We start from the raw sequence: 23,408 nt of genomic DNA on the forward strand, positions 1-23,408 counted from the left end.
CTACTCCCTCTCCCCGTCGGGGAGAGGGTTGGGGTGAGGGGCCCCGCCGCGCAGGGTTTCGAGAATGCGCAGCAGAACCCCGTCGAGATTTGTCAGCACGTCGTTATTCCAGAAACGAATGACCAGAAAGCCACAAGCTTCGATCATCCTTGTTCGTTCCTCGTCGGTCTCGGCTGTATGCTGACCACCGTCGAGTTCAATCACCAGTTTCGCATCGACGCAGAGGAAGTCGACGACATATCTGTCGACCGGGGCCTGACGTCGAAACTTCCAGCCTTCCAGCCGACGATCGCGCAAGCGGGACCAGAGAAGGGATTCGACATCGGTCTGGTCTTTGCGCAACCGACGCGCTCTCGAAGTCTTGCCCGTCATCCCCCTCACCCGCCGCTGCGCGGCGACCTCTCCCCGACGGGGAGAGGTTAAGCTACCGCAACATCGGTACAATTTCCGCTCACGCCGCCGCCTGCCCTGCCGCTGTGACCTCCTGCGGCGGGCGCACACCGAGCAGGTGGCAGACCGCGTAGACGAGATCGGCGCGGTTCAGCGTGTAGAAATGGAACTCGGTCACGCCGCGATCAACCAGGTCGAACACCTGCTCGGCCGCCACCGCCGCGGCGATCAGCTTGCGGGTCTCGGGATCATTGTCGAGCCCCTCGAAGCGCCCGGCGAGCCAGGCGGGCATGTAGGTGCCGGTCTTCTCCGAGAAGTTCTTGGCCTGCTTGAAGTTCGACACCGGCAGGATGCCGGGCACGATCGGTACATCAATACCGCGCGCGCGCACCTTGTCGAGGTAGCGGAAGTAGAGGTCATTGTCGAAGAAGCACTGGGTGATGGCCCGCGTCGCCCCGGCATCGACCTTGGCGGCAAGGATGTCGAGATCGGTGTCGAGGCTGGGGCTTTCCGGGTGCTTTTCCGGGTAAGCCGAGACGGAGACTTCGAAATTCGCGATGCGGCGAATGCCGGCGACCAGCTCCGCCGAGCTCTTGTAGCCGTCCTCATGCGGCTCATAGGCCTGCCCGACGCCGCCCGGCGGGTCGCCGCGCAGGGCCACGATGTGGCGCACGCCGGCGTCCCAATAGCCGCGCACGACATCATCCACCTCGTCCTTCGAGGCGGAGACGCAGGTGAGGTGCGCGGCCGGGGCGAGGCGGGTTTCCTTGACGATGCGTTCGACGGTCGCGTGGGTACGCTCACGGGTGGAGCCGCCCGCGCCATAGGTGACGGAGACGAATTTCGGCGCCAGCGGCGCCAGACGGGTAATGGAGGACCACAGGGTCGCCTCCATTTCCGGCGTCTTGGGCGGGAAGAACTCGAACGAGACCGAAATGGGCCGCCCGCCGGCGCGGCGGCTGCGGCGCTCGATATCCGACGACATCAGGCGACCTCCCTGTTGTTTTGGGCTGAGGCCAGCGCGATGCGCGGATCGCGGGCCAGCCAGAGTGACACGGTTAGCTTGCCGTCAGCTTGCGGCGCGAGAAGACGGTGCGATTGAGGGCTAAGTCCTGCCTGAACAAGCCAATTTTCCAAGATCTCGGGGGCGAAGCCGAGGCGGCGATGGGCGTGCTGCTCGCGCAGGAACTCCAGATCATGCGGGTCGAAGTCGATCACCAGCAGCCGCCCGCCCGGACGCAGCACGCGGGCGGCTTCCTTCAGCGCGCGTGGGGCGTCCTCCAGGAAGTGGAGCACCTGATGAACCACCACGACATCGAAGGAATCGCGTGGCAAAGCAAGGCTGTAGATGTCGCCCTGCCGCACCGTGGCGTTGCGCACGCCGGCGCGCTCCAGATTGGCGCGGGCGACGCTGAGCATTTCCGAGGACAGGTCGATGCCGACGCCGCGCTCCATCTCGCCGGCGAACAGTTCGAGAATGCGGCCCGTGCCGGTGCCGAGATCGAGCAGGCTGCCGATGGTGGCGCCGGAAAGCGCTGATTTTATAGCGGCTTCCACCTGTTCTTCCGGCGCGTGGAGGCGGCGGATGGCGTCCCATTCATGGGCATGGGCGCGGAAATAGGCCTGTGCCTGCGCCGCGCGGGCGGCGCGCACCGCCTCCAGCCGCTCGCGGTCGCGCAGCAGGATGGCGTCGTCGGGGGCAAGGAGGTCCAGCAGCGCGTCGGTGAGCGCGGCGGCGGGGGCCTCGGTGGCGCGGCGGTAGAACACCCAGCTCGCCTCGCGGTATCTCTCCACCAGACCCGCTTCGGCCAAGAGCTTGAGATGACGGGAGATTCGCGGCTGCGACTGGCCGAGAATCTCGGTAAGCTCGGAGACCGTCAGCTCCCCCTCACCGATCAGCGCCAGCAGGCGCAGGCGCGTATCCTCGCCGGCCGCCTTGAGGCCGTCGAGCAGCAGCGGGAAGGATAAGGGCAGGCTCGCCACGGGTGTCTCGATCTGTCGCTGGTCGCTGGTCGGAAAAGATATAAAGATATGTTTATGTCTTATTCGACCCGCGCGCAAGAGGGGTGAAGCCGGGCTGGCATACCAGTCTCACGCCGTGGCGGGTCAGTGCAGTGAGGTGGACGATCAGGCCAACCGGATGACCAGTCAGGCTTGTGTGTACAGGCTTGTGTGTATCAGTCGGCACGGCCGGCCCAGGCCGGCAGCGCGCTCCTTGCTGCCGGTCCCCCACAGAGTAAAGTCGCCGCCATGAACCCGCCCGATGACACCCCCTCGCCCCACCCCTCCGCCCTGCCCGATTTCGGCATCCGCCCGGGCGAGGTCGCGGTCGAGCTGCCGGCGGCGCCGGATGCGGGGCTTCACTTCATCGGCCGCCTGCGCACCCCCTGGACGCGGCGGGCCGACTGCCCGCGCAACAGCCGCGAATCGGACGCGCCCTGCACGGTGGAGATCGACGCTCCCTTCCGCCCGGCGCTGGAGGGGCTGGCGGGCACCACCCATCTCTGGCTGCTCTACTGGATGGACCATGCGCCGCGGAACCTCGTGGTGCAGGTGCCGCGCAGCTATGGCTTCGGGCGCGGCACTTTCGCGCTGCGCAGCCCGGCGCGGCCCAACCCCATCGCAATGAGCGCGGTGCGTGTGCTGGCCCTCCGCCCGGACAGCCTCACCGTGGCGGGGCTCGATTGCCTCGACGGCACGCCGCTCCTCGACATCAAGCCCTATTTCGCCTCCACCGACTGCTTCCCCGATGCGATTGTCGGCTGGCACCGGGAACACAAGCGGCCCGACGGCGCTTGATGGGGGCCTGAGGATCGCCGGAGCGTGGCAAGCCTCGGGTCAGCAACGAGCCGCTAAGTAATGTGTGACATGAATGCATCGGCACTGCGCCAGACGCATGGCTGATCGGCCAAGCAAGGTTCAACGCCCACTCTGGTCTTGAACCTGCCTTGATCGTACGTCATGTGCTGTCACAAGCGTCGCGTGACTGTACCCACGCACCCCACCCGGCATTCCAGTTAAGGCTTGATGATGGTCGTTCGCCTTGGTTTCGTTCCCGCTGTCGCGCTCGCCGTGCTTGCGTCGGCCGGCACCGCCGGCGCGCAGTCCTATCCCGCCGCGCAGCAGCCCGCCTCTCCCTATGAGGCAGCCACTTCGCCGACCGAGGCCGAGATTCCGGCGGCCTATGACCCCTATGGCACCGCAGCCCCGGCCGCTGGCGCGCCGCAGGCTGCCGGCGCTCCGCAGGCTCTGGGCACCCCGCCCGGCGTGCGCGATCCCTATGCGCAGCCCACCGGCCAGCCGCCGGTCGTCGTCGCGCCGGGCAATGTGCCTCCGGGTGTCCCGCCGATTGCCAACGCGCCCTATACCGATCCCTCGCGCCAGCCGGCCGGCTACCCGGCGGGTGCCTATTCCGGCCAGCAGCCGGCGGGCTATGGGCAGGCGCCGGCCACCAATAATTACGGCCAGCCCCCGGCCTATGGCAGCGCGGGCGCCCCGGCGGGCGTCTATGCCCCGCCGGCCGCCGTCGGCAGCGCCGCGCGCCCGGATCTGAACAATAATTACGGTGCCAACGGCTCCAGCGTCGCCATGCTGCCGCCGGAAGACCAGCCCGAGGACGGCCCGGCCAAGCCGCTGCCGGACAATCTGCGCCGCCAGGTGGTGGACTACGTCACCAAGGAAGCGCCCGGCACCATCGTCATCGATACGCCGAACACCTACCTCTATTACATCCTGCCGGGCGGCAAGGCCGAGCGTTATGGCATCGGCGTCGGTCGCGAAGGCTTCACCTGGGCCGGCACCGAGAAGATCTCCCGCAAGGCGGAATGGGCCGACTGGCGCCCGCCGGCGGAAATGATCGAGCGCCAGCCCTATCTGCCGCGCTTCATGGCCGGTGGGCCGGGCAACCCGCTCGGCGCCCGCACCATGTATCTGGGCGGCACGATCTACCGCATCCACGGCACGAACCAGCCCTCCACCATCGGCCAGTTCATGTCCTCGGGCTGCATTCGCATGCTGAACGAGGATGTCGAGAACCTCTATGACAAGGTGAAGGTCGGCACCAAGGTCGTGGTGCTGCCGGGCAATGCCTCCCCGCGCACCGCCTCCGCGCCGGACGCCCAGCCGATCCCGGTCAGCACGGCAGCGAGCGCCCAGCCGGGCGTCGCGGTGCGCTGACGCGCCGCACCTCTTCTGAACGACCTCAAATCCCGGCTGGCCCTGCCCGCCGGGATTTTTGTTTGTGCTCCGGTGGAGCGGCGAGCGTCACGGCACCCAGAGCTGCTGCGCCGGCACGCGCACGCTGATCTCGGCGCCCGCCTCCAATGCCCCCGCCCGCTCCACCCAGGCGACGAGACCGCGCAACCCCTTTGCCGCCGTGACGAAAGCCAGCGCCAGATCGGCGGCGGGCAAGGCTAGCCCCATTTCCGCGATCCCCTCAGCCACCGCCTGCCCGGCGTGACGGCAGGGAGCGTTCTCGCCCTCCACCACCAGCGCCGCCCCGCCGGGGAAATGCAGCCGCGTGCCGACGGGAAGCCGGGTGAGGCGGGCAAGCCCCTCCACCACCAGATTGGCGCCGAGCCATTCCGGCCGGATCTCCACCACACCGAGCCGGGCGGCGACGGCGGCAAGCTCGTCCAGCGCCACCAGCGAGACCTGCCGCGTGTTGCGGATCGGCGCGCCGCGCGGATACCACGGCACGCGGGCATCGGCCTTGCGGGCGGCGCCGGCATGGCGGTCACCGGTAATGCCGTCGAGTGTGAGGTCGAGCGCGGCCACGTCGCGGGTGAGGAAGCCCCGCCCATCCGCCAGCAGGGTGCGGGCGAGCCGCGCCTTGAGCCGCCGGCCCGGCAGCGCGGCGGGCGCCTCAACGACCGTTGCGCCGAACAGGTCGGGAACCGGCCCCTCGGCCGTCACGGGGGCGGATCGCCGGGCCATCCTCGCTCCTAGTATCAACTACGGACGTGCGTTCGGGATGTTACCCCTGCGGCGGGGGCGACTATACCATGGGCCACTCGTCGCAGGACGAGTCGTTGGAACCCATCGGGCCCGGACAGCGTTACCGCGCTGCCGGCGCGCCGCCTGGAAGAGGATCGATCATGTCACTCCCGACTGACTCCCTGACGCCCACGCCCGGCAGCGCCCTTGCGGGGCACCTCAGCGCGCTGCGCGCCAAATGGGGCTGGTTCGTCGCGCTCGGCCTTCTGATGCTGATCGCCGGCGTCATCGTGCTCGGCAATACCGCGCTCGGCACGGTGGTTTCCGTTCTCTTTATCGGCGTGGTGCTGGCGATCTCCGGCGTGGCGCAGATCTTCCATGCCTTCCAGGTCAAGGGCTGGGGCGCCTTCGCCTTCTGGCTGCTGGACGGCCTGCTCTATCTCGCCGCCGGCGTCGTCGCCTTCGCCGAGCCGCTGCTGGCCGCCGCCGTGCTGACGCTGCTGATCGGCGCGGCGCTGCTGGTCGGTGGCATCTTCCGGCTTGTGGCCGCCTTCCAGATGCGCCCCGCCGCGAACTGGGGCTGGATCGCCGCCTCGGCGGTGCTGACCGTGCTGCTCGGCCTGCTGATCATCGCCGGCTGGCCGGTGAGCGGGCTGTGGGTGCTCGGTCTCTTCCTCGGCGTCGATCTCGTCTTCAATGGCCTCGCCGTGCTGATGCTCGGCCTGCGCCTGAAGAAGTGAGCCGCACCGCGTGCTGACCCGCACCACCACGCCGGCCCCCGCCGGGCGCTCGCCCGGCGCCAACAGGGGGGCCGACAGGGTGGACACGAAGGGAGCGCCGGCCGCGCGGCCGGCGGCTCCCAGCGGGCGCGACCTGCGCCTCGATTTGTTTCGCGGGCTCGCTTTGTGGTTCATCTTCCTGAACCACATCCCGAACAACGTGGCGAACTGGATCACCAACCGGAATTTCGGCTTTTCCGACGCCACCGAGATCTTCGTCTTCATCTCAGGCTACACCGCCGCCATGGTCTATGGCCGGCAGATCGACACCGCCGGGGTGATGGTGACCTCCGCGCGTATATTGCGCCGGGCCTGGCAGCTCTATGTCGCCTTCATCTTCCTGTTCGTCATCTATCTCGCGGAAATCTCCTACGTCGTCGGCTCCTTCTCCAACCCGCTCTATGCGGAGGAGATGGGCGCGCTGCAGTTCCTCGCGGAACCTGACGTCGCGCTGATCCAGGCGATGCTGCTGAAGTTCCGCCCGGTGAACATGGACGTGCTGCCGCTCTATATCGTGCTGCTCGCCACCTTCCCGCCCATCCTCTGGGCGCTGAAGAAGAAGCCGGACCTGACGCTCGCCGCCTCCATCCTGCTCTGGGGCATCGCCGGCTTCACCGGCTTCAACCTGCCGGCCTATCCCGACGACCGGATGTGGTTCTTCAACCCCTTCGCCTGGCAGCTGATGTTCGTGTTCGGCGGCTGGTGCGGGCTCGGCGGCAGCGACCGGCTGGGCGGTCTCGTCCATTCGCGCCTCGTCCTGTTGCTCTCCGCCGCCTATCTGCTCGTCTCGCTGCTGGTGGTGATCTCCTGGTGGTGGTCGCCGCTCGAAGGCATCGTGCCCGACGCAATCGGCGCGATCATCTACCCGATCAGCAAAACCGACCTGTCGCCGCTGCGCGTGCTGCATTTCCTCGCGCTCGCCGTGGTCATCGTCCGCCTGATACCGGTGGATCTGCCAGCGCTGCGTAGCCCGATACTGAAACCGATGATCCTGTGCGGGCAGAATTCGCTCGAAGTCTTCTGTTTCGGCGTCTTCCTTTCTTTTGCCGCACATTTCGTGCTTAACGAGATTACCGGCGTGCTCTGGATGCAACTCCTGCTCAGCGTTTCCGGCATCGCCTTAATGGTGGCTCTCTCGTTTCTTCTGTCGTGGTATGGTCGCGTCGAGCGCGAAATTGCCGCGCGTAAATTGGCTGGTCGACGCGGTTCATCGTGAAACGCCGGATCCTTGGGTTCGCCCTTCTCTCAGCCCTGACCCTCACGGGTGCGATGAGCGCCCATGCGGGGACCGAACCCGTCTGCGCCGCGCCGTCCGAACTCACCCGTGCCGGCTTCTCGCTGCCGCGCCTCGCCCGCTCGCTGGCGCAGAAGACGCCGACCACCATCCTCGTGCTCAACTCCTCCACGGCGAAGAAGCCGGTGAGCACCGCCGCCGAGAAGGACGCCATGCCGCGCGGCTTTCCGGGCACGATCGAGGAGCTGATGCGGGCGCGCTATCCCGATGGCGGCGTGGTGGTCACCACCCGCAACCAGCCGCGCGCCACCGCCGAGACCATCCTCGCCACGCTGCCGGAGGTGCTGGCGGAAACAAAGCCCGCGCTGATGATCTGGCAGACCGGCACCTATGACGCCATCCTCGCCGCCGACACCTCGTCCTTCTCCGACGCGGTGTTGCAGGGCATCGAGACCGCGCATGAGGCGGGCACCGACGTGATCGTCGTCTCCCCGCAATACAGCCCGCGCACCGCCTTCGCCTTCGACGTCGCGCCCTATACCAGCGCCCTCAGATGGACCACCCGCGCCGGCCGCGTGCCGTTCTTCGACCGCTATGACGTGATGCGCTTCTGGGAGACCGAGGGCATCTTCGACTTCGACAGCGCCCGCCCCTCCCCCTCCTTGTTCGAGGATGTCCACCGCTGCATCGGCCGGCTGCTTGTCGGCATGATCGTCGATGGCGTCGACAGCCGCACTTTGGGTTCACGCTAGACCATGCGCCGCACAGCCCTCACCTTCGCCGCCGCGTTTCTGCCCCTGCTGGCGCTGCCCGCCGGCGCGCAGCCGCTCACCACCCAGCCGCTGAGCGGCGCGCCGCTGCTCGCCGCGCCGACCTGCCCGACGCCGAAGGTCGCCAGCAAGCTGACGCAGCCGCTGGCGCGCACGGCGGCCAAGCTGCGGGCCGGCGAGAAGGTGGTGATCGTCGCCATCGGCTCCTCCTCCACCGCCGGGGCCGGCGCCTCGACGCCGGATGGCGCCTATCCCGCCCAGTTGCAGGCTCAGCTGCGCGAGCGCTTTCCGGGCGCCGACATCACCGTGCTCAACCGCGGCGTGAACGGCCAGGATGCGCCGGAAATGCTCGCCCGCTTCGACACCGATGTCGCCGCCGCGCAGCCGACGCTGGTGATCTGGCAGTCGGGCGTCAACGCGCTGTTCCGCGACAATGGCCTCAGCACCGCCGAGGGTCAGCTGCGCGAGGCCATCGCCCGCGTGCGCGCCATCCATGCCGACCTGCTGCTGGTCGACCCACAATATTCCCCGCGCGTGGTCGCCGATGCCGACACGGCGCCGATGATCCGCCTGATCGACCGGGTGGCGGCGGAGGAAGGGGTCGGCGTCTATCACCGCTTCGCGCTGATGCGCGAATGGCACGAGACCGCCGGCATGCCCTTCGAATCCTTCCTGTGGAAGGACGGCTTCCACATGAATGACTGGAGCTATAACTGCCTCGCCCGCGACCTCGGCCGGGCGATGATCGCCAATATCGACAGCCAGCAGCGCTCCGCCGACATCACCCCCGCGCCCAAGGCGGCGGACGCCGCCGCCATTCCGGCCTCGGTGACGGCCCCGCGCGCGACGCTCGAGCCGTAGGTTCGCCGGCCCGTCTCAGCGCTCCGTCTTCGCCGGTCAGTCTTCGCCGGTCAGTCTTCACCCTTGCCGGAGAAGGCGCCGCCGAAGCGCTTCATCACCGCCTCGCGGGCGGCGAGAACCTTGCGCTCGTAATCCTCGGCCATCGGCTCGGTGAGCACGCTCTCCAGCCCGGCGAGCAGAGCCCAGAGCGCGGGCACTTCCGCCTCGTCCTCGATGAAATCCGCCAGTGCCTCGCCATCGGCGTCATCCACCGTGCGGGACAGGAACTCGAACAGCACGACCGCAACCGCGCGGTCGACCACCAGGGTGATTTCGTCGTCTACCGCGTTCGCCATGGCGTGTCCTTTCCGCTGATCCCTGTTCCTAGCCATTCCGGCCGGGCGAACACAAGGCCCGTGGCGGGGATGGGGAGACCGGCGCCGGCCGGCGGCCTTGCTTTCCACGGCGGGGCGTGCTGCACCTCAGGGATCGACAGGGAGACGATGATGGCGGCAGCCGACGAGCTCAGGACGGTACGGGACTTCGTGCGCTACGCGGTGAGCCGCTTCAACAAGGCGGAGCTGGCCTTCGGCCATGGCACCACGACGGCGCTCGACGAAGCCGCCTTCATCGTGCTCGAGGCGCTGAGCCTGCCGGTTGATGACCTCACCCCTTGGCTCGACGCCCGCCTTGTCAGCGACGAGCGCGCGCGCCTCGCCGACCTGATCGACCGGCGCTGCGCCACGCGCGAGCCGGCGGCCTATCTGCTCGGGCGCACCTATATTCGCGGCGTGCCGTTCAAGAGCGACAAGCGCGCCATCGTGCCGCGCTCCTTCATCGGCGAGCTGATGGCGGGCGACCTGTTCGCCGGCGGCCACAGCTTCTCGCTGATCGAAGACCCCGACGCGGTCGGCCGGGTGTTGGACCTGTGCACCGGCTCGGGCTGCCTTGCCATTCTCGCCGCCATGACCTTCGACCAGGCGCAGGTCGACGCGGTGGATCTCTCGCCCAAGGCGCTGGAACTCGCCGCCGAGAATGTCGCCGAGCATGAGTTGGGTGCGCGGGTCAGCCTGATCGAGGGCGATCTGTTCGGGCCGCTGACCGGGCGGCTCTACGACCTCATCATCACCAACCCGCCTTATGTCGACGCGCAGGCCATGGCGAGCTTGCCGCCGGAATACCGCCACGAGCCGACGCTCGCCTTCGATGGCGGGCCGGACGGGCTCGACATTGTCCGCCGCATCCTTGTTGAGGCGCCCAAGCACCTTACCGCCAAAGGCGGCATCATCTGCGAGATCGGCACCGGGCGGGACATCCTCGAAGCCGAGTTCCCGCACCTGCCCTTCCTCTGGCTCGACACCGAGGAGAGCGAGGGCGAGGTGTTCTGGCTCTCCGCCCGCGACCTCGGCGCCGGCAAGGATCTGCGCGTCATCAGCCGCATGCCGCGCTAGCGGCGAAGGCAAGATCCGCGCGCTAGCGGCAAAAGCGAGAGCTCCGCGCTAGCGGCAAGAGCGGGGCACCCGCGCTAGCGGCAAAGGTGAGCGCTTGCGCGACGGGAAGGGCAGAGGCCGCGCGCACGCGCCGCCTCTGCCGCGGCGGCACCCGATTGTCGCCACAGGGCGATGGTCTCGTCCCGGCCCCGCTCCACCGGATGTGCCTCGTGACCCGCCACGCCTCACCTTCCCGCCCGCGCCTGTTTGCCACCGCTCTCGCGGCGCTCGCCCTTGCCGGCCTCGCCGCCCCCGCCAGCGCGGCGACGCTCTGCACGCTCATCGCGGAGGCCTCCACGGGCAAGGTGCTGAGCGAGGAAGGGCCGGGCTGCGCCGGGCGGGTGACGCCGGCCTCGACCTTCAAGATCCCGATCGCGCTGATGGGCTATGATGCCGGCATAATCACCGATGCGCACGCGCCCGTCTGGTCGTTCAAGCCGGGCTTTCCCGACTGGCGCGAGGAATGGAAGCGCGACACCGACCCGACCTACTGGATGAAGGAATCCGTCGTCTGGTACTCGCAGGAGATCACCGGCAAGCTCGGCATGGAGCGGTTCCGGCGCTACGTGACCGGCTTCGGCTACGGCAATGAGGATGTCTCGGGCACCAAGGACAAAGGCGACGGGCTGACCCGGTCCTGGCTCTCCACCTCGCTCGCCATCTCCCCGCGCGAGCAGGCGGCCTTCCTCGGCCGGATGCTGCGCGGCGACTTGCCGGTGTCGCCGCAGGCGGTGGCGATGACGGCCGCGATCATCCGCCATGGCGAGGTCGGCGGCTGGACGGTGCACGGCAAGACCGGCATGGGCTTCGCGCTCGATGCCACCGGCGCCCCCGTGCGCGGCCAGCCCTATGGCTGGTATGTCGGCTGGGCGAGCAAACAGAGCCGCACCCTGATCTTCGCCCGCCTCGACCGAGATGCCACCCGGCAGGCGACGCCCACCAGCATCCGCGCCCGCGACTCGCTGCTCAGCGAGTTGCCGACCAAGCTCGACGCGCTGGCGGGGAAGTAGGGGCGCTGCACCGTCATCCCCGGGCTTGGCCCGGGGATCCACGACTTTCCACAAGCGGCCGGCCAAGTCGTGGATGGCCGGGCCACGCCCGGCCATGACGGCGCGTGGGATGGGAAAGGGCGCGGGCAAAGCAACGCAACGTTTCCCGGCCCAGCGGAGCCGAAGGCGGAGCGCCGCGCCGGGATCCAGGGGAGACTCCGCCGCAGGCGTCAGCATTGGCGGTCGTCACACGCTGCGCGTGGGAGGGTGAGCGGTCGGGGACGCCACAGGAATTCAGCCGCTACGCGAGTGTTCCGCTGGATCCCGGCTCGCCTTCCGCTGACGCTACAGGCGTCCGGGACACGGGGCCCACCATCGCGCCGTCATCCTCGGGCTTGGCCCGGGGATCCACGACTTCCGCGAGCATCCGGCTAAAGACGTGGATGGCCGGGCTGATCCCCGGATCAAGTCCGGGGACGGCCATGACGGAGTGTGGGGTGGAAAGGCCCGCGGGCAATGGCAACTCGCCCTCCGCTGACGCTACAGGCGTCCGGGACACGGGCGAGCGTGCCCCCTACCCGCCCTTCTTCATATGGGCGAGCACCGCCGCGTCCGGCCAGCAATCCACCGCCAGCCCCTTGGCCTTCTGATAAGCGCCGAGCGCCGAGCGGGTCTTCATGCCGGCCTTGCCGTCGATCTTGTCGGCGTAGAAGCCCTCGCGGGTGAGCACCTTCTGCATGAATTCGAGATCGGCGGTCTTCACCAGCGCGATGTCCTTCCAGCCCTGCGCGAAGGGCTTGTCGTCCTCGATGCGGTCGGCGAGGTGGCCGACATAGAGCACGTAGAGATCGGCGAAGTTGTAGCTCTTGAGCACGAAATAATTGTCGGGCGTCAGGAAGGCCGGCCCATAGGGCCCGGCCGGCATGATGATCGAGGCCTCGTCCTTGAGCGCAGCGGGCGGCACGCGGCGGCCATCGGCGATCGTCACCCCGCGCTTCAGCCACTCGCCGATGGGCAGGCGCGTCTCGGGCTCGGCCAGCGTGCAGTCGAAACCCTGCGGCACGGTGATCTCATAGGCCCAGCGCTTGCCGGGCTGCCAGCCCTTCTCCTTCAGCAAGCTCGCCGTGGCGGCCAGCGCTTCGGGCACGTCGGTCCAGATATTGGCGGTGCCGTCGCCGTCGAGATCGACGCCATAGGTCAGATAGCCGGTGGGCATGAACTGGGTGAGGCCCATGGCGCCGGCCCAGGAGCTCTTCATCTGCCCGCGCGCCACATGGCCCTCGTCGAGGATCTTCAGCGCGGCGAGGAATTCGGCGCGGAATTCGTCCTTGCGGCGGCCGACATAGGCCTGCGTCGCCAGCACGCGCAGCGCGTCGCGGTCGAGCTTGGCCCCGCCATAGGAGGTCTCGCGCGCCCAGATGGCGAGCAGGATCGGGCCGGGCACGCCGAAGCGCTTTTCCAGCGCGGCGAGCTGCGGGCCGTATTGCCTGGCCAGCGCCCGGCCGCGCGCGGCATAGGTGGCGATCGCCTTGTCGGAGACATAGGTGGCGGGCGTCTGCACGAACTCGGCCTGCCGGTCCGGCGCCTTCGGCTTGCCGGGCAGAGCGAGGTCGGGAAGCGAGAGGTCCGGCTCCAGCCCGCGCGTCTCGCGCTCGAAGGTGGCGCGGGAAATCCCCATCGCCTGCGCCGCCGGCCACTGCGCCGCCAGCCACCGGTCGAAGGCGGGGTCGGCATGGACCGGCGAAGCGGCCGCGAGAAACAGGGCGAGGAAAAGCGGAAGCCGGATGCGCATGCTCCCGGAGATACCCCGAATCGCGCCGGGCCGGAACCGCACCCGGGTCCTCCGCGCCAGAGTTGACCGGCCGCCGCCCCTAGCGCACCGCGAGGATGAACAGGCGCGGAAAGCGCAGCAGCGAGGTGCCGTCGACCCGCAAGGGATAGGCGCTCGCCAGCCGGGCGGTGTAGTCGGCCAGGAAGGCGGCGCGTGCCGTCTCGTCCAGCGGCCCGAGATAGGGGCGCAAGGCCGTGGAGCGGAACCAATCCGCGATGGCGGCGGGCCCCGCCAGCGGGTGGTTGTAATGGGTGTGCCAGATATCGACATGCCGGGCATGCGGCTTCAGCAGGTCGTAATAGGTGCCGATCGCCGGCAGTTCCTCGCGCGCCGCGCCGGCGAGCCTGTCCGCCCACGGGCCTCTGGCGGCGGTCTCGGCCATCAGACGGTGCGAGGGCTCGGCGACATTGTCCGGCATCTGCACCGCCAGCACGCCGCCCTCCGGCAGCGCCGCCAGCAGGCGGGCCAGCACGGCGGGATGGTCCGGCACCCACTGGAACACGGCATTGCCGAAGATCAGGTCGGTGCCAGGCTCGGGCGCCCATGTCGCGACATCGGCCACTTCGAAGCGCAGGCCCGGAAGCCGCTCGGACGCCTGCTTCACCATGCTGGGTGAGGAATCGAGGCCGATCACCTCGGCCTCCGGCCAGCGTTCGGCCAGCAGCTGGGTGGAGTTTCCCGGCCCGCAGCCGATATCGACCACACGGCGCGGACGCACCAGCGGCACCTGCGCCAACAGATCGCGCGGCGGGCGCGTGCGCTCGTCCTCGAACTTCAGATAAAGCGACGGATTCCAGTCTTCGGCAGCCTGACGCATGGCCCTCACGTGCGGTTCAATCGGGCGGAACATGCCCCAAAAGCGCCACGCCGCCAAACGGCGACGCCCGGGCGCTGCGCCACCGCCCGCCGCCTCGCCTCCCCTCAGCAAAAAGCCGGCGCGGATCGCTCCGGCCGGCTTTTGGTCGCGTTGGGCGTGAGACCCGCGGATCAGCGCGTCAGCTTCTTGTGCTTCATGCGGTGCGGGATGATCTCGTCGACGCCGAGGCGGCGCTTCTTGTCTTCCTCATAGTCGTGGAAATTGCCCTCGAACCACTCGACATGGCCCTCGCCCTCGAAGGCGAGCATGTGGGTGGCGATGCGGTCGAGGAAGAAACGGTCATGCGAGATGATGACCGCGCAGCCGGCGAAGTCTTCCAGCGCCTCTTCCAGCGCGCGCAGCGTCTCGACGTCGAGATCGTTGGTCGGCTCGTCGAGCAGGAGGACGTTGGCGCCCTGCTGGAGGATACGGGCGAGGTGCACGCGGTTGCGCTCACCGCCCGAGAGCATGTTGACCTTCTTCTGCTGGTCGCCGCCCTTGAAGTTGAAGGCGCCGCAATAGGCGCGCGAATTGATCTCGCGCTTGCCGAGATAGAGCACCTCGTTGCCGCCGGAGATTTCCTCCCAGACGGTCTTCCTGTCGTCCAGCGCGTCGCGGTTCTGGTCGACATAGCCGAGTTGCACGCTGTCACCGATGGTGATGGTGCCGGCATCGGGCGTCTCCAGCCCGTTGATCATGCGGAACAGCGTGGTCTTGCCCGCGCCGTTCGGCCCGATCACGCCGACAATGCCGCCCGGCGGCAGCTTGAAGGACAGGTTGTCGATCAGCAGGCGGTCGCCGAACGACTTGGTGAGGCCGTTGAACTCGATGACGTTGTTGCCGAGGCGCTCGGACACCGGGATGACGATCTGCGCGGTGGTCGGCGCCTTCTCGGAGGCCTTCTTGACCAGGTCGTCATAGCGCTGGATACGCGCCTTGTTCTTGGCCTGGCGGGCCTTGGGGCTCGCCGCGATCCATTCCTGCTCGGCGGCCAGCGCGCGCTGGCGGGCCTCGTCCTCGCGATTCTCCTGCTGCATGCGCTTGGTCTTCTGCGCCAGCCAGGAGGAATAGTTGCCCTCATAGGGGATGCCGCGGCCGCGATCGAGCTCGAGGATCCAGCCGGTCACGTTGTCGAGGAAGTAGCGGTCATGGGTGACGATCAGGATCGCGCCCGGATAGTTGCGCAGATGGCCTTCGAGCCAGTTGGTGGTCTCGGCGTCGAGATGGTTGGTCGGCTCGTCGAGCAGCAGCAGTTCCGGCTGCGAGAGCAGGAGCTGGCAGAGCGCGACGCGGCGGCGCTCACCGCCGGAGAGCTTGGCGACGTCGGAGCCTTCCTCCGGGCAGCCGAGCGCGTCCATCGCCTGGTCGATCTTGCTGTCGAGATCCCACAGGCCCTGGCCTTCGATCTCGTCCTGGAGCGCGGTCATCTCGTCCGCGGTCTCTTCGGAATAGTTCATGGCGAGTTCGTTGTAGCGGTCGATGATCGCCTTCTGCTTGGCGACGCCGAGCATGACGTTCTCGCGCACCGAGAGCGTCGGGTCGAGCTGCGGCTCCTGCGGCAGGTAGCCGACGCGGGCGCCTTCGGCGACCCAGGCCTCGCCGGAGAAATCCTTGTCGATGCCGGCCATGATCTTGAGCAGCGTCGACTTACCCGAGCCGTTCGGGCCGAGAATGCCGATCTTGGCCGTCGGGTAGAAGGACAGGTGCACGTTGTCGAGCACCTTCTTGCCGCCCGGATAGGCCTTGGACATGCCGTGCATGTGGTAGACGTACTGATAGGAAGCCATGTGCCAGATCCTGCGCGTGTGGCGCGTGGGGGACGCGCGGCGCCTTCCGGCGACGGGCCCTGCGACGAGATGAATTGGGTCGGCCGCTATGTAAACCGCGCGCCCGCGAGCGGCAAGGCCGCAGGCGCCCCCGGCTCGTCGCCACAGACGGAGGGGCCGACCGTCCCGCCCTTCCCTTGCGGCCAGGGATAGAAACCCCGGCGGCGTTGACACGCGTCAATTGCAGCGCGGTTACCACCTGCTATAGTTAACATTCTTTCATTCATCCCTCCTTTCCAAGTCCGGCGGTATGCTCGCGCACATCTCGGCCGAAGACCTCCGACGCATCTATCTGGACTTCCCGATCGCGTCCTGCGTCATCGGGCGGGACGGGCGCGTGCTCGCGCATAATCGCGAGTTCGCCGATGTGGTGCCGACGCCCGGCGGCGACGTGGCCGGCCGCTATGTCGCCGATGTCTTCGGGGCCGTGGTGATGGAGGCCACCGCGCGCACCTTTGCCGCCTTCGACCAGGGCGCGCAGGAGCCGCAGCAGGAGATCGGCCTGTTCGGTCGCGTCTTCATCGCCGCCGTCCGTCCCCTGCGCGACGAGGCGGGCGAGGTCACGGCGATCTGCGCCGCGCTGACCGAGATCACCGAGCAGAAGCGGCTGGAAACGCGGCTGGAGAGCGCCAACCGCGAGTTGCAGGCGGCCAATCGCCGGCTCGCCGAGGCCGCCTCGACCGACGCGCTGACAGGCCTGTGGAACCGCCACGCGCTGGAAGAACTGCTGCCGCGCGAAATCCTGCGCTGCCGGCGCGAGAAGGCGCCGCTCTCCGTGCTCCTCGTCGATATTGACGACTTCAAGAAGTACAATGACCGCTACGGCCACCTTGCCGGCGACGACACGCTGCACGCGGTGGCGCAGGTGATGGCGGGCGTGCTGCGCCGCCCCGGCGACATGATCGCCCGCTTCGGCGGGGAGGAATTCATCGTCGTGCTGCCCGGCACCGCCGCGGCCGGCGCCATCCGGGTGGCGGAAAGCCTCCACAAGGCGGTGGAGTCGCTCGCGATCGAGCATGCGAGCATTGCCGGCGCCCGGCTGTCGATCAGCGTCGGCGCCGCTTGCTTCTCGCTCATTCCGGCCAACACCGCCATTGGCGAGATTCGCTCGATGCTGATCGAGCGGGCCGACCAGGCGCTCTATGCCGTGAAGGCCGAAGGCGGGCGCGGCATTCGCCTGCATTGGGACGGCGGCTCGCTGCCCTCCTCCGACGGCCAGCTCCTGCCGGCGCGCTGAGCCGGGGACGCCGGGCGCGGCGCGCTTTACCGCCGCACTTCCGCAATTGGTATTGGAACGCCGCCGCCGCTCGCGCGTTGTCGAGAGCGATTACGCCCGCCGGCGCCCTCGCGCGCGCTCGGCGTGGCGGGAGGGTTCACGGCGCGGCGCACAGCCCGGACGCTACCAGGAAACGGAATGCACACGCTCCCCCAGGCCAAGGGACCAGTTCCCGATCTTGCCGAGACGTCACCCTCCCCGACACGACTCCCCCCTGCCCCCGCCCCGCGCCCCGACTGGGCCCTGTTCCTCGATATTGACGGCACGCTGATCGAACATGCCGACCACCCGGAAGGCGTAACCATCCCGGCCTCGCTGGCCGACACGCTGACGCGGGTTCAGGGCGCGCTTGGCGGGGCGGTCGCGCTGGTCTCCGGCCGCACCATCGACTGGATGGACCGGCGCTTCGCCCCGACCCGTCTCGCCGCCTCCGGCCAGCATGGCGCGGAAATCCGCCTCGCGCCCGACGCGCCCTCGGTGCCGATCACCATTCCCAGATGGCGCAAGCCGCTCGAAGAGGCGCTCGTCCACGAACTCGCCACCTGGCCCGGCGTGTTCGTCGAGCACAAGCCGCTCTCGCTCGCCGTGCATTTCCGCGCCGTGCCGCAATGGTCGGACGCGATCATGGACAAGGTGGTGGAGCTGGGACGCGGGCTCGATCCCGGCGTCGAGTTCCTCAAGGGCCGCTTCGTCATCGAGGTCCGCCCCGCCGGCCACACCAAGGGCACGGCGGTCGACCAGTTCATGCGCACCACCATCTTCGCCGGGCGCGTGCCGATCTTCCTCGGCGACGACGTGACCGATGAGGACGGCTTCCGCGCCGTGCGCGCGGCGGGCGGCCTTGCCGTCGCCATCGGCCCGCGCGCCACCGCGCAGGCCGACTACCACTTCGCCACGCCGGCCGATGTCCGGCGCTGGCTCGAGCAGATTCCGCAGACGCTGGAGCGCGCCGCCCCGTGACCAATCTGAACCTCGCCGCCATCGGCAACGGCACCATCTCCGCCCTTGTCGATCCGAACGGGCGTCTCGCCTGGTGCTGCTGGCCGCGCATTGATGGCGACCCGATCTTCTCCTCCATGCTCGGGGGCACCGAGCCGGAGGCCGGCTTCTTCGATGTGCTGCTCGACGGGCAGGTGAAGGCGACGCGCCGCTACCAGCGCAATACCGCCATCATCGAGACCATTCTGGAGGATGCGGACGGGGCGAAGCTGCGCATCACCGACTTCGCGCCGCGCTTCAAGCTCTATGATCGCATCTACCGCCCGGCCATGCTGGTGCGGCGGATCGAACCGCTCGCCGGCACCTGCCGCGTCACCATTCGCCTGCGCCCGCATTTCAACTGGGGTGAGCAGCGCCCGGTGGCGGTGCGCGGCTCCAACCATATGCGCTTCGCCGGCGAGGACTTCACCGTCCGCGCCACCACCGACCTGCCCATCGTCTATGTGATGGAAGAGCGCCCCTTCGTGCTCAGCAAGGCCGGCACGCTGGTGCTGGGGCCGGACGAGCCCTTCGCCTCCAGCCTCGCCGAGACCGCGCATGCCTTCGAGGAGAAGACGCGCGATTACTGGTGGGAGTGGGTGCGCTACCTCTCCATTCCCTTCGAGTGGCAGGACGCGGTGATACGCGCCGCCATCTCGCTGAAGCTGTGCGCCTATGAGGAGACCGGCGGCATCGTCGCCGCGCTCACCACCTCGATCCCCGAGGCGCCGCATTCGATCCGCAACTGGGACTACCGGCACTGCTGGCTGCGCGATTCCTACTTCACGGTGCGGGCGCTGAACCTTCTCGGCGCCACCCGCACCATGGAAGACTACATCCGCTATCTGACAACGGTGATCGCCGCCGAGCCCTCCGGCCGGCTGGCGCCGGTCTATTCCATCGTTCCCGGCACGCCGCTGGAGGAACGCTTCGCCCCGGCGCTGGCGGGCTTTTCCGGCATGGGGCCGGTGCGTGTCGGCAACCAGGCGGCCGAGCAGGTGCAGAATGACGGCTACGGCCATGTCGTGCTCGCCGCCGCGCAGATGTTCTTCGACGAACGCCTGCCCAACAAGGGCGACCGGGCGCTGTTCGAGCTGCTGGAGGGCGTCGGCGCCAAGGCGGTGGAATTCGCCTTCGAGCCCGATGCCGGCCTGTGGGAGCTGCGCGGCAAAAGGCGCGTTCACACCTTCTCGGCGGTGATGAGCTGGGCGGCCTGCGACCGGCTCGCCCGCATCGCCCGCGTGCTGGAGCTGCCCGAGAGGGCGCAGTTCTGGCTGGAGCGGCGCAACGAGATTCGCGCCCGCATCCTCACCTTCGCCTGGAGCGAAGCGCGTAACAGCTTCGTCGATGCGGAGGAGGACGGCCAGCTCGACGCCAGCCTGCTGCTGCTCGCCGAACTCGGCTTCGTGCGGCCGGACGACCCGCGCTATGTCGCGACGGTGGAGGCCATCGGCCGCGAGCTGATGCGCAACGGCTACCTCATGCGCTACGCCGGCGAAGATGATTTCGGCCTGCCGGAGACCTCCTTCACCATCTGCTCCTTCTGGTACGCCGGCGCGCTCGACCTGATCGGCCGGCGCGACGAGGCGCGCGAGCTGTTCAACAACCTGCTCGCCCGCCGCAACGAGGCGGGACTGCTGTCGGAAGACATCGACAACCAGACGCTCGAGCTGTGGGGCAACATTCCGCAGACCTATTCGATGGTCGGGCTGATCGACATGGCCATGCGGCTCTCGAAGACATGGGAGGAAGCGTTTTGGCGCGGCTCGTAGTCGTCTCCAACCGTGTGGCCTCGCCGCGCGAGCGCGCGGCCAAGGCGGGCGGCCTGGCGGTCGCCCTGCGCGAGGCGCTGAGCCAGCGCGGCGGCCTGTGGTTCGGCTGGAGCGGGGAGACGCAGGTGAACCCGCCCCCGCCCAAGGTCTTCCGCTCCGGGCGCGTGACCTATGCGCTGCAGGATCTCGACCCCGACGACCAGCGCGCCCATTATGCCGGCTATGCCAATGGCACGCTCTGGCCGCTCTGCCACTACCGGCTCGGCCTGCTCTCCTTCCGCCGCTCGGACTGGGAGGGCTATCGCCGGGTCAATGAGCATTTCGCCCGCGCCATGCTGCCGCTGCTGAAGCCGGACGACATCATCTGGGTGCATGATTATCACTTCATCCCGCTGGCGGCGGAGCTGCGCAACCTCGGCTTTACGGGGCGGATCGGCTATTTCCACCACATCCCCTGGCCGACGCCCGAGGTGTTTCTGAGCCTGCCCTCGCATGCCGCGCTGGTGGGCGACCTGTCGCATTACGACCTCGTCGGGCTGCAGACCGAGGATGATGTGCGCGCGCTGCTCACCTACATCTCCTCGGAAGCCCATGGCTGGATCGCGCCGGGCGGCGGCGTGGGCCTCAACGACCGGCGCTTCCGCGTCGTCGCCTACCCGATCGGCATCGACGCCGAGGCCTTCGTGAAGGACGCTCGCGCCTCGGTCGGCAAGGAGGAGGAGAAGCGCCTCAAGGCCAGCCTTGCCAAGCGGGCGCTGGCGGTGGGCGTCGACCGGCTCGACTATTCCAAGGGCCTGCCGGGCAAGTTCGCCGCCTTCGGCGACTTCCTCGCCCGCTATCCCGAGCACCGCTCGAAGATGACGCTGATGCAGATCGCCCCGCTCAGCCGCAGCGAGGTCGCCGAATATCAGGCGCTGCGCCGCGAGCTGGAAGAGCTGGGCGGCGCCATCAATGGCGAATATGCCGAGTTCGACTGGGTGCCGCTGCGCTACCTCAACCGACCCTTCCCGCGCGCCACCCTCGCCGCGATCTACCGCAACGCCCGGCTCGGCATCGTCACGCCGCTGCGCGACGGCATGAACCTCGTCGCCAAGGAATATGTCGCGGCGCAGGACCCGGAGAACCCCGGCGTGCTGGTGCTCTCGCGCTTCGCCGGGGCGGCACATGAGCTTTCCGGCGCGCTGCTGGTGAACCCCTATGACGTGGAAGGCATGGCGGACGCGTTCCACCGCGCCTTCACCATGCCGCTCGAGGAACGGCGCGAACGCTGGCGCGCCAATATGGATCAGGTGGAGAAAACCACGATCCATAGCTGGTGCGAGGATTTCCTCGCCGACTTGTCACAGGTCTCCGACCATTTCGGCTGAGCGACGAAGGTTGTAAAAGGGGTGGATGGCTCGCCGCCCGGCCCGGCATGCGCGCGAGCCACGCTCGGAGCATCGTGCATGTGGCGGCCCCCCGCGCCTCCGTCGAACGAGATGCAGCGTCTGCAGGCCCTCGAGGCCTGCAGCATCATGGATTCGCCCCCCGATGCGCGTTTCGACCGCATCGTCTGGCTGGCGCGTCACATCTACCAGAGCGATATCGCCTTCATCAGCTTCATCGACGCGCAGACCCAGTGGATCAAGGCCTCGGCCGGCCAGCCGACGGAGGCCAGCCGCCCGCGTGAGCAGTCGATCTGCCAGCTCATGATCTCCAGCGGGCAGCCTCTTGTCTCGCGCGACCTGGCCACGGACCCGCGTTTTACCGGACATCCCCAGCTCGAGGGCCACCGCATCGGCTTCTATGCCGGCGTGCCGCTGCTGCGCGACGGCCTGCTGCCGATCGGCTCGCTCTGCGTGCTCAGCGCCGCGCCGCATACGCTGGGCGCGATCGACATCGAGCCGCTGCGCGTGCTCGCCACCATCGCCGCCGACGAGGTGGAGCTGTTCCGGCGCAATGAGGAACTGACGCGCCATTCCCGCATCGACCCGCTGACGGGTCTGGAAAACCGCCGCGCCTTCGACGAGGGGCTCGCCCGCGCCGCCAGCCGCTCCCAGCGCACCGGCGAGCCATTGGCGCTGGTGATGCTGGATCTCGACAGCTTCAAGGACGTGAATGACCGCTTCGGCCACCCCGCCGGCGACGCATTGCTGCGCCAGGTGGGCGCCGCCCTCGCGGCGATGGAGCGGCGGGCCGGTGACGTGCTGGCCCGCTATGGCGGCGAGGAATTCGGCCTGATCCTGCCCGGCGCCGATGCCCGCGCCGCGCAGAAAGTGGCCGAGCGGCTGCACGCAACGCTCAGCAATGCCGGCATTCGCCGGCCGGACCGCCGGCGGCTCACCGCCAGCATCGGCGTCGCCCACCAGCATGCCAGCGTGCTGGACACAGAGCGGCTGGTGGCCTCGGCCGATGCCGCGCTCTACCGCGCCAAGCAGGAAGGCCGCGACCGGATCGCCACGGCGGGCGAGCCGCTGGCAGTCGAGCAGCCCCGATCGGCGTGAAGCCCGCGCCTAGCGGCCGACATCCGGCAGCCAGCGCACCGCCATGGCGAAGCTCTTCGAGCCGCCCGGCGGGATGTGGCTGAGGCCGGGCTTCTGCGTGAACTCGGCCGGCGCGTTCTCGGGCGAGGCGTAGCCCGACCATGGCTCGATGCACAGGAAGGGCGCGCCCGGCTTCGACCAGATGCCGAGCTGCTCCATGCCGGGATAGGCAACCTCCAGCCCCGGCTCGCCGGGCACGCCGAAGCGCACATGGTGCGAGCGCGGGTGCAGGAAGATCAGCGCGTCGCGCTCAAACAGCGCGTCGGTCGGGGTCAGCACCGTGTCGATCGCCGGATTGGGCTCGGAGGCCGCCGCGAGCAGACCGCCGACCGGGCGATGCACCGGCTCGACCTCTGCCTTCTCGAACACCAGCCGGTGGTCGGCCCGCGTGCCGCCATAGGGCAAGGGCCAGCGGAAGGCCGGGTGGAAGCCGACGCTCGCCGGCAGCGTCACCGCGCCGGGATTGGCCACCACCACCTCGATGGTCAGCGTCGCTTCCTCCAGCGTGTAGGTGACCATCAGCGTGAAATCGAACGGATACTGCTTGCGCGTCTCCTCATCCGGCCGCAGCGAGAACCGCGCCTGCGCGCCGCTATGGTCGATCAGCTCGAACACCCGGCGGCGGGCGAAGCCGTGCTGGCTCATCGGATAGGCCGTGCCCTCATGCACCAGCTGGTCGTTCGGCAACCGCCCGACAATGGGAAAGAGCAGCGGCGCCCGTCCGGTCCAGAAGGCCGCGTCGCCATTCCATAGAAGGTCGCGCCCCTGCGCGTCCTTCAGGCTCTGCATCTCCGCCCCGAGCCGGGCGATCTCGACGCTCAGGAAGCTCGAGTGGAGTTTCACCGGCTGGTCGCTCGCAGAACCGCTACCTTGATTGCTCATTGCTGCACGCTCGCCTTTTCGCTGTCTCGACTTGAGGG

Annotated in this window: 22 protein-coding genes; 13 read left to right on the top strand and 9 right to left on the bottom strand. The window is 68.6% G+C overall.

The genetic code is table 11. The features are described 5' to 3' along the window. From AncyloWKF20_RS08280 to AncyloWKF20_RS08290, 3 genes are all read right to left on the bottom strand, one after another. Window positions 1–372: an endonuclease domain-containing protein gene (locus tag AncyloWKF20_RS08280; protein WP_279317392.1), complete on the bottom strand. Its 372-nt coding sequence runs from the start codon at window positions 370–372 to the stop codon at window positions 1–3. 79 nt (window positions 373–451) lie between these two features. Then, window positions 452–1,375 (bottom strand): methylenetetrahydrofolate reductase [NAD(P)H], encoded by a 924-nt coding sequence (gene metF, locus AncyloWKF20_RS08285; protein WP_279317393.1) that lies wholly within the window; start codon window positions 1,373–1,375, stop codon window positions 452–454. Next, window positions 1,375–2,373: a metalloregulator ArsR/SmtB family transcription factor gene (locus AncyloWKF20_RS08290; RefSeq protein WP_279317394.1), complete on the bottom strand. Its 999-nt coding sequence runs from the start codon at window positions 2,371–2,373 to the stop codon at window positions 1,375–1,377. The genes metF and AncyloWKF20_RS08290 overlap by 1 nt, the downstream gene beginning before the upstream one ends. A 267-nt stretch (window positions 2,374–2,640) precedes the next feature. On the opposite strand from AncyloWKF20_RS08290, the gene tsaA reads away from it, so the two are divergent. Further along, complete coding sequence (gene tsaA / locus AncyloWKF20_RS08295; protein WP_279317395.1) at window positions 2,641–3,189, top strand: tRNA (N6-threonylcarbamoyladenosine(37)-N6)-methyltransferase TrmO; 549 nt, start codon at window positions 2,641–2,643, stop codon at window positions 3,187–3,189. Window positions 3,190–3,417: 228 nt separating this feature from the next. Next, window positions 3,418–4,566 carry a L,D-transpeptidase gene (locus AncyloWKF20_RS08300; RefSeq protein WP_279317396.1) on the top strand — a complete coding sequence of 383 codons (1,149 nt, stop codon included), beginning with the start codon at window positions 3,418–3,420 and terminating at the stop codon, window positions 4,564–4,566. Window positions 4,567–4,653: 87 nt separating this feature from the next. On the opposite strand, the gene AncyloWKF20_RS08305 is transcribed toward AncyloWKF20_RS08300, so the two are convergent. Next, window positions 4,654–5,325: an MOSC domain-containing protein gene (locus tag AncyloWKF20_RS08305; protein ID WP_279317398.1), complete on the bottom strand. Its 672-nt coding sequence runs from the start codon at window positions 5,323–5,325 to the stop codon at window positions 4,654–4,656. Between the two features lie 161 nt (window positions 5,326–5,486). Between AncyloWKF20_RS08305 and AncyloWKF20_RS08310 the strand changes: the two genes are divergently transcribed. From AncyloWKF20_RS08310 to AncyloWKF20_RS08325, 4 genes are read left to right on the top strand one after another with little or no spacing between them, the layout of a single operon-like run. Then, window positions 5,487–6,065: an HdeD family acid-resistance protein gene (locus AncyloWKF20_RS08310; RefSeq protein ID WP_279317399.1), complete on the top strand. Its 579-nt coding sequence runs from the start codon at window positions 5,487–5,489 to the stop codon at window positions 6,063–6,065. A gap of 10 nt (window positions 6,066–6,075) precedes the next feature. Then, window positions 6,076–7,320, top strand: a complete 1,245-nt coding sequence (locus AncyloWKF20_RS08315; protein WP_279317400.1) for an OpgC domain-containing protein — start codon at window positions 6,076–6,078, stop codon at window positions 7,318–7,320. 53 nt (window positions 7,321–7,373) lie between these two features. Next, entirely contained in the window at window positions 7,374–8,090 is a 717-nt protein-coding gene (locus tag AncyloWKF20_RS08320) for an SGNH/GDSL hydrolase family protein (protein WP_279317401.1), read from the top strand. Between the two features lie 3 nt (window positions 8,091–8,093). Next, entirely contained in the window at window positions 8,094–8,969 is an 876-nt protein-coding gene (locus AncyloWKF20_RS08325) for an SGNH/GDSL hydrolase family protein (protein ID WP_279317402.1), read from the top strand. Window positions 8,970–9,019: 50 nt separating this feature from the next. Here the strand turns inward: AncyloWKF20_RS08325 and AncyloWKF20_RS08330 are convergent, their stop codons facing one another. Further along, complete coding sequence (locus tag AncyloWKF20_RS08330) at window positions 9,020–9,304, bottom strand: hypothetical protein (RefSeq protein WP_279317404.1); 285 nt, start codon at window positions 9,302–9,304, stop codon at window positions 9,020–9,022. A gap of 150 nt (window positions 9,305–9,454) precedes the next feature. Here AncyloWKF20_RS08330 and prmB point away from each other — a divergent pair, with 150 nt between their 5' ends. Both prmB and blaOXA read left to right on the top strand, forming a co-directional pair. Further along, window positions 9,455–10,399 carry a 50S ribosomal protein L3 N(5)-glutamine methyltransferase gene (prmB, locus tag AncyloWKF20_RS08335; protein ID WP_279317405.1) on the top strand — a complete coding sequence of 315 codons (945 nt, stop codon included), beginning with the start codon at window positions 9,455–9,457 and terminating at the stop codon, window positions 10,397–10,399. Window positions 10,400–10,608: 209 nt separating this feature from the next. Further along, a complete protein-coding gene (gene blaOXA, locus AncyloWKF20_RS08340; RefSeq protein ID WP_279317406.1) occupies window positions 10,609–11,448 on the top strand; it encodes a class D beta-lactamase in 840 nt (279 codons plus the stop codon). Window positions 11,449–12,001: 553 nt separating this feature from the next. Here blaOXA and AncyloWKF20_RS08345 read toward each other — a convergent pair. From AncyloWKF20_RS08345 to ettA, 3 genes are all read right to left on the bottom strand, one after another. Further along, window positions 12,002–13,219: a lytic murein transglycosylase gene (locus AncyloWKF20_RS08345; RefSeq protein ID WP_279317407.1), complete on the bottom strand. Its 1,218-nt coding sequence runs from the start codon at window positions 13,217–13,219 to the stop codon at window positions 12,002–12,004. A gap of 79 nt (window positions 13,220–13,298) precedes the next feature. After that, window positions 13,299–14,075 (bottom strand): trans-aconitate 2-methyltransferase, encoded by a 777-nt coding sequence (gene tam / locus AncyloWKF20_RS08350; protein WP_279317408.1) that lies wholly within the window; start codon window positions 14,073–14,075, stop codon window positions 13,299–13,301. Between the two features lie 170 nt (window positions 14,076–14,245). Continuing rightward, a complete protein-coding gene (gene ettA / locus AncyloWKF20_RS08355; RefSeq protein ID WP_279317409.1) occupies window positions 14,246–15,901 on the bottom strand; it encodes an energy-dependent translational throttle protein EttA in 1,656 nt (551 codons plus the stop codon). A 289-nt stretch (window positions 15,902–16,190) separates the two neighbouring features. On the opposite strand from ettA, the gene AncyloWKF20_RS08360 reads away from it, so the two are divergent. The 5 genes from AncyloWKF20_RS08360 (at window position 16,191) to AncyloWKF20_RS08380 (ending at window position 22,449) form a co-directional block, all read left to right on the top strand. Beyond that, complete coding sequence (locus AncyloWKF20_RS08360) at window positions 16,191–17,177, top strand: diguanylate cyclase (RefSeq protein ID WP_279317410.1); 987 nt, start codon at window positions 16,191–16,193, stop codon at window positions 17,175–17,177. Window positions 17,178–17,354: 177 nt separating this feature from the next. Further along, window positions 17,355–18,176: a trehalose-phosphatase gene (gene otsB / locus AncyloWKF20_RS08365; RefSeq protein ID WP_279317411.1), complete on the top strand. Its 822-nt coding sequence runs from the start codon at window positions 17,355–17,357 to the stop codon at window positions 18,174–18,176. Then, complete coding sequence (locus tag AncyloWKF20_RS08370) at window positions 18,173–19,966, top strand: glycoside hydrolase family 15 protein (protein ID WP_279317412.1); 1,794 nt, start codon at window positions 18,173–18,175, stop codon at window positions 19,964–19,966. The genes otsB and AncyloWKF20_RS08370 overlap by 4 nt, the downstream gene beginning before the upstream one ends. Then, entirely contained in the window at window positions 19,951–21,333 is a 1,383-nt protein-coding gene (locus tag AncyloWKF20_RS08375; RefSeq protein WP_279317414.1) for a trehalose-6-phosphate synthase, read from the top strand. The genes AncyloWKF20_RS08370 and AncyloWKF20_RS08375 overlap by 16 nt, the downstream gene beginning before the upstream one ends. A 147-nt stretch (window positions 21,334–21,480) precedes the next feature. Next, complete coding sequence (locus AncyloWKF20_RS08380; RefSeq protein WP_279317415.1) at window positions 21,481–22,449, top strand: sensor domain-containing diguanylate cyclase; 969 nt, start codon at window positions 21,481–21,483, stop codon at window positions 22,447–22,449. Window positions 22,450–22,458: 9 nt separating this feature from the next. Here AncyloWKF20_RS08380 and AncyloWKF20_RS08385 read toward each other — a convergent pair whose 3' ends face one another. Next, on the bottom strand, window positions 22,459–23,370 hold the full coding sequence (locus tag AncyloWKF20_RS08385; protein WP_279317416.1) for an aldose 1-epimerase family protein: 912 nt from the start codon (window positions 23,368–23,370) through the stop codon (window positions 22,459–22,461). Window positions 23,371–23,408: the final 38 nt, after the last annotated feature.

Source organism: Ancylobacter sp. WKF20 (assembly GCF_029760895.1).
Taxonomy (GTDB): Bacteria; Pseudomonadota; Alphaproteobacteria; order Rhizobiales; family Xanthobacteraceae; genus Ancylobacter.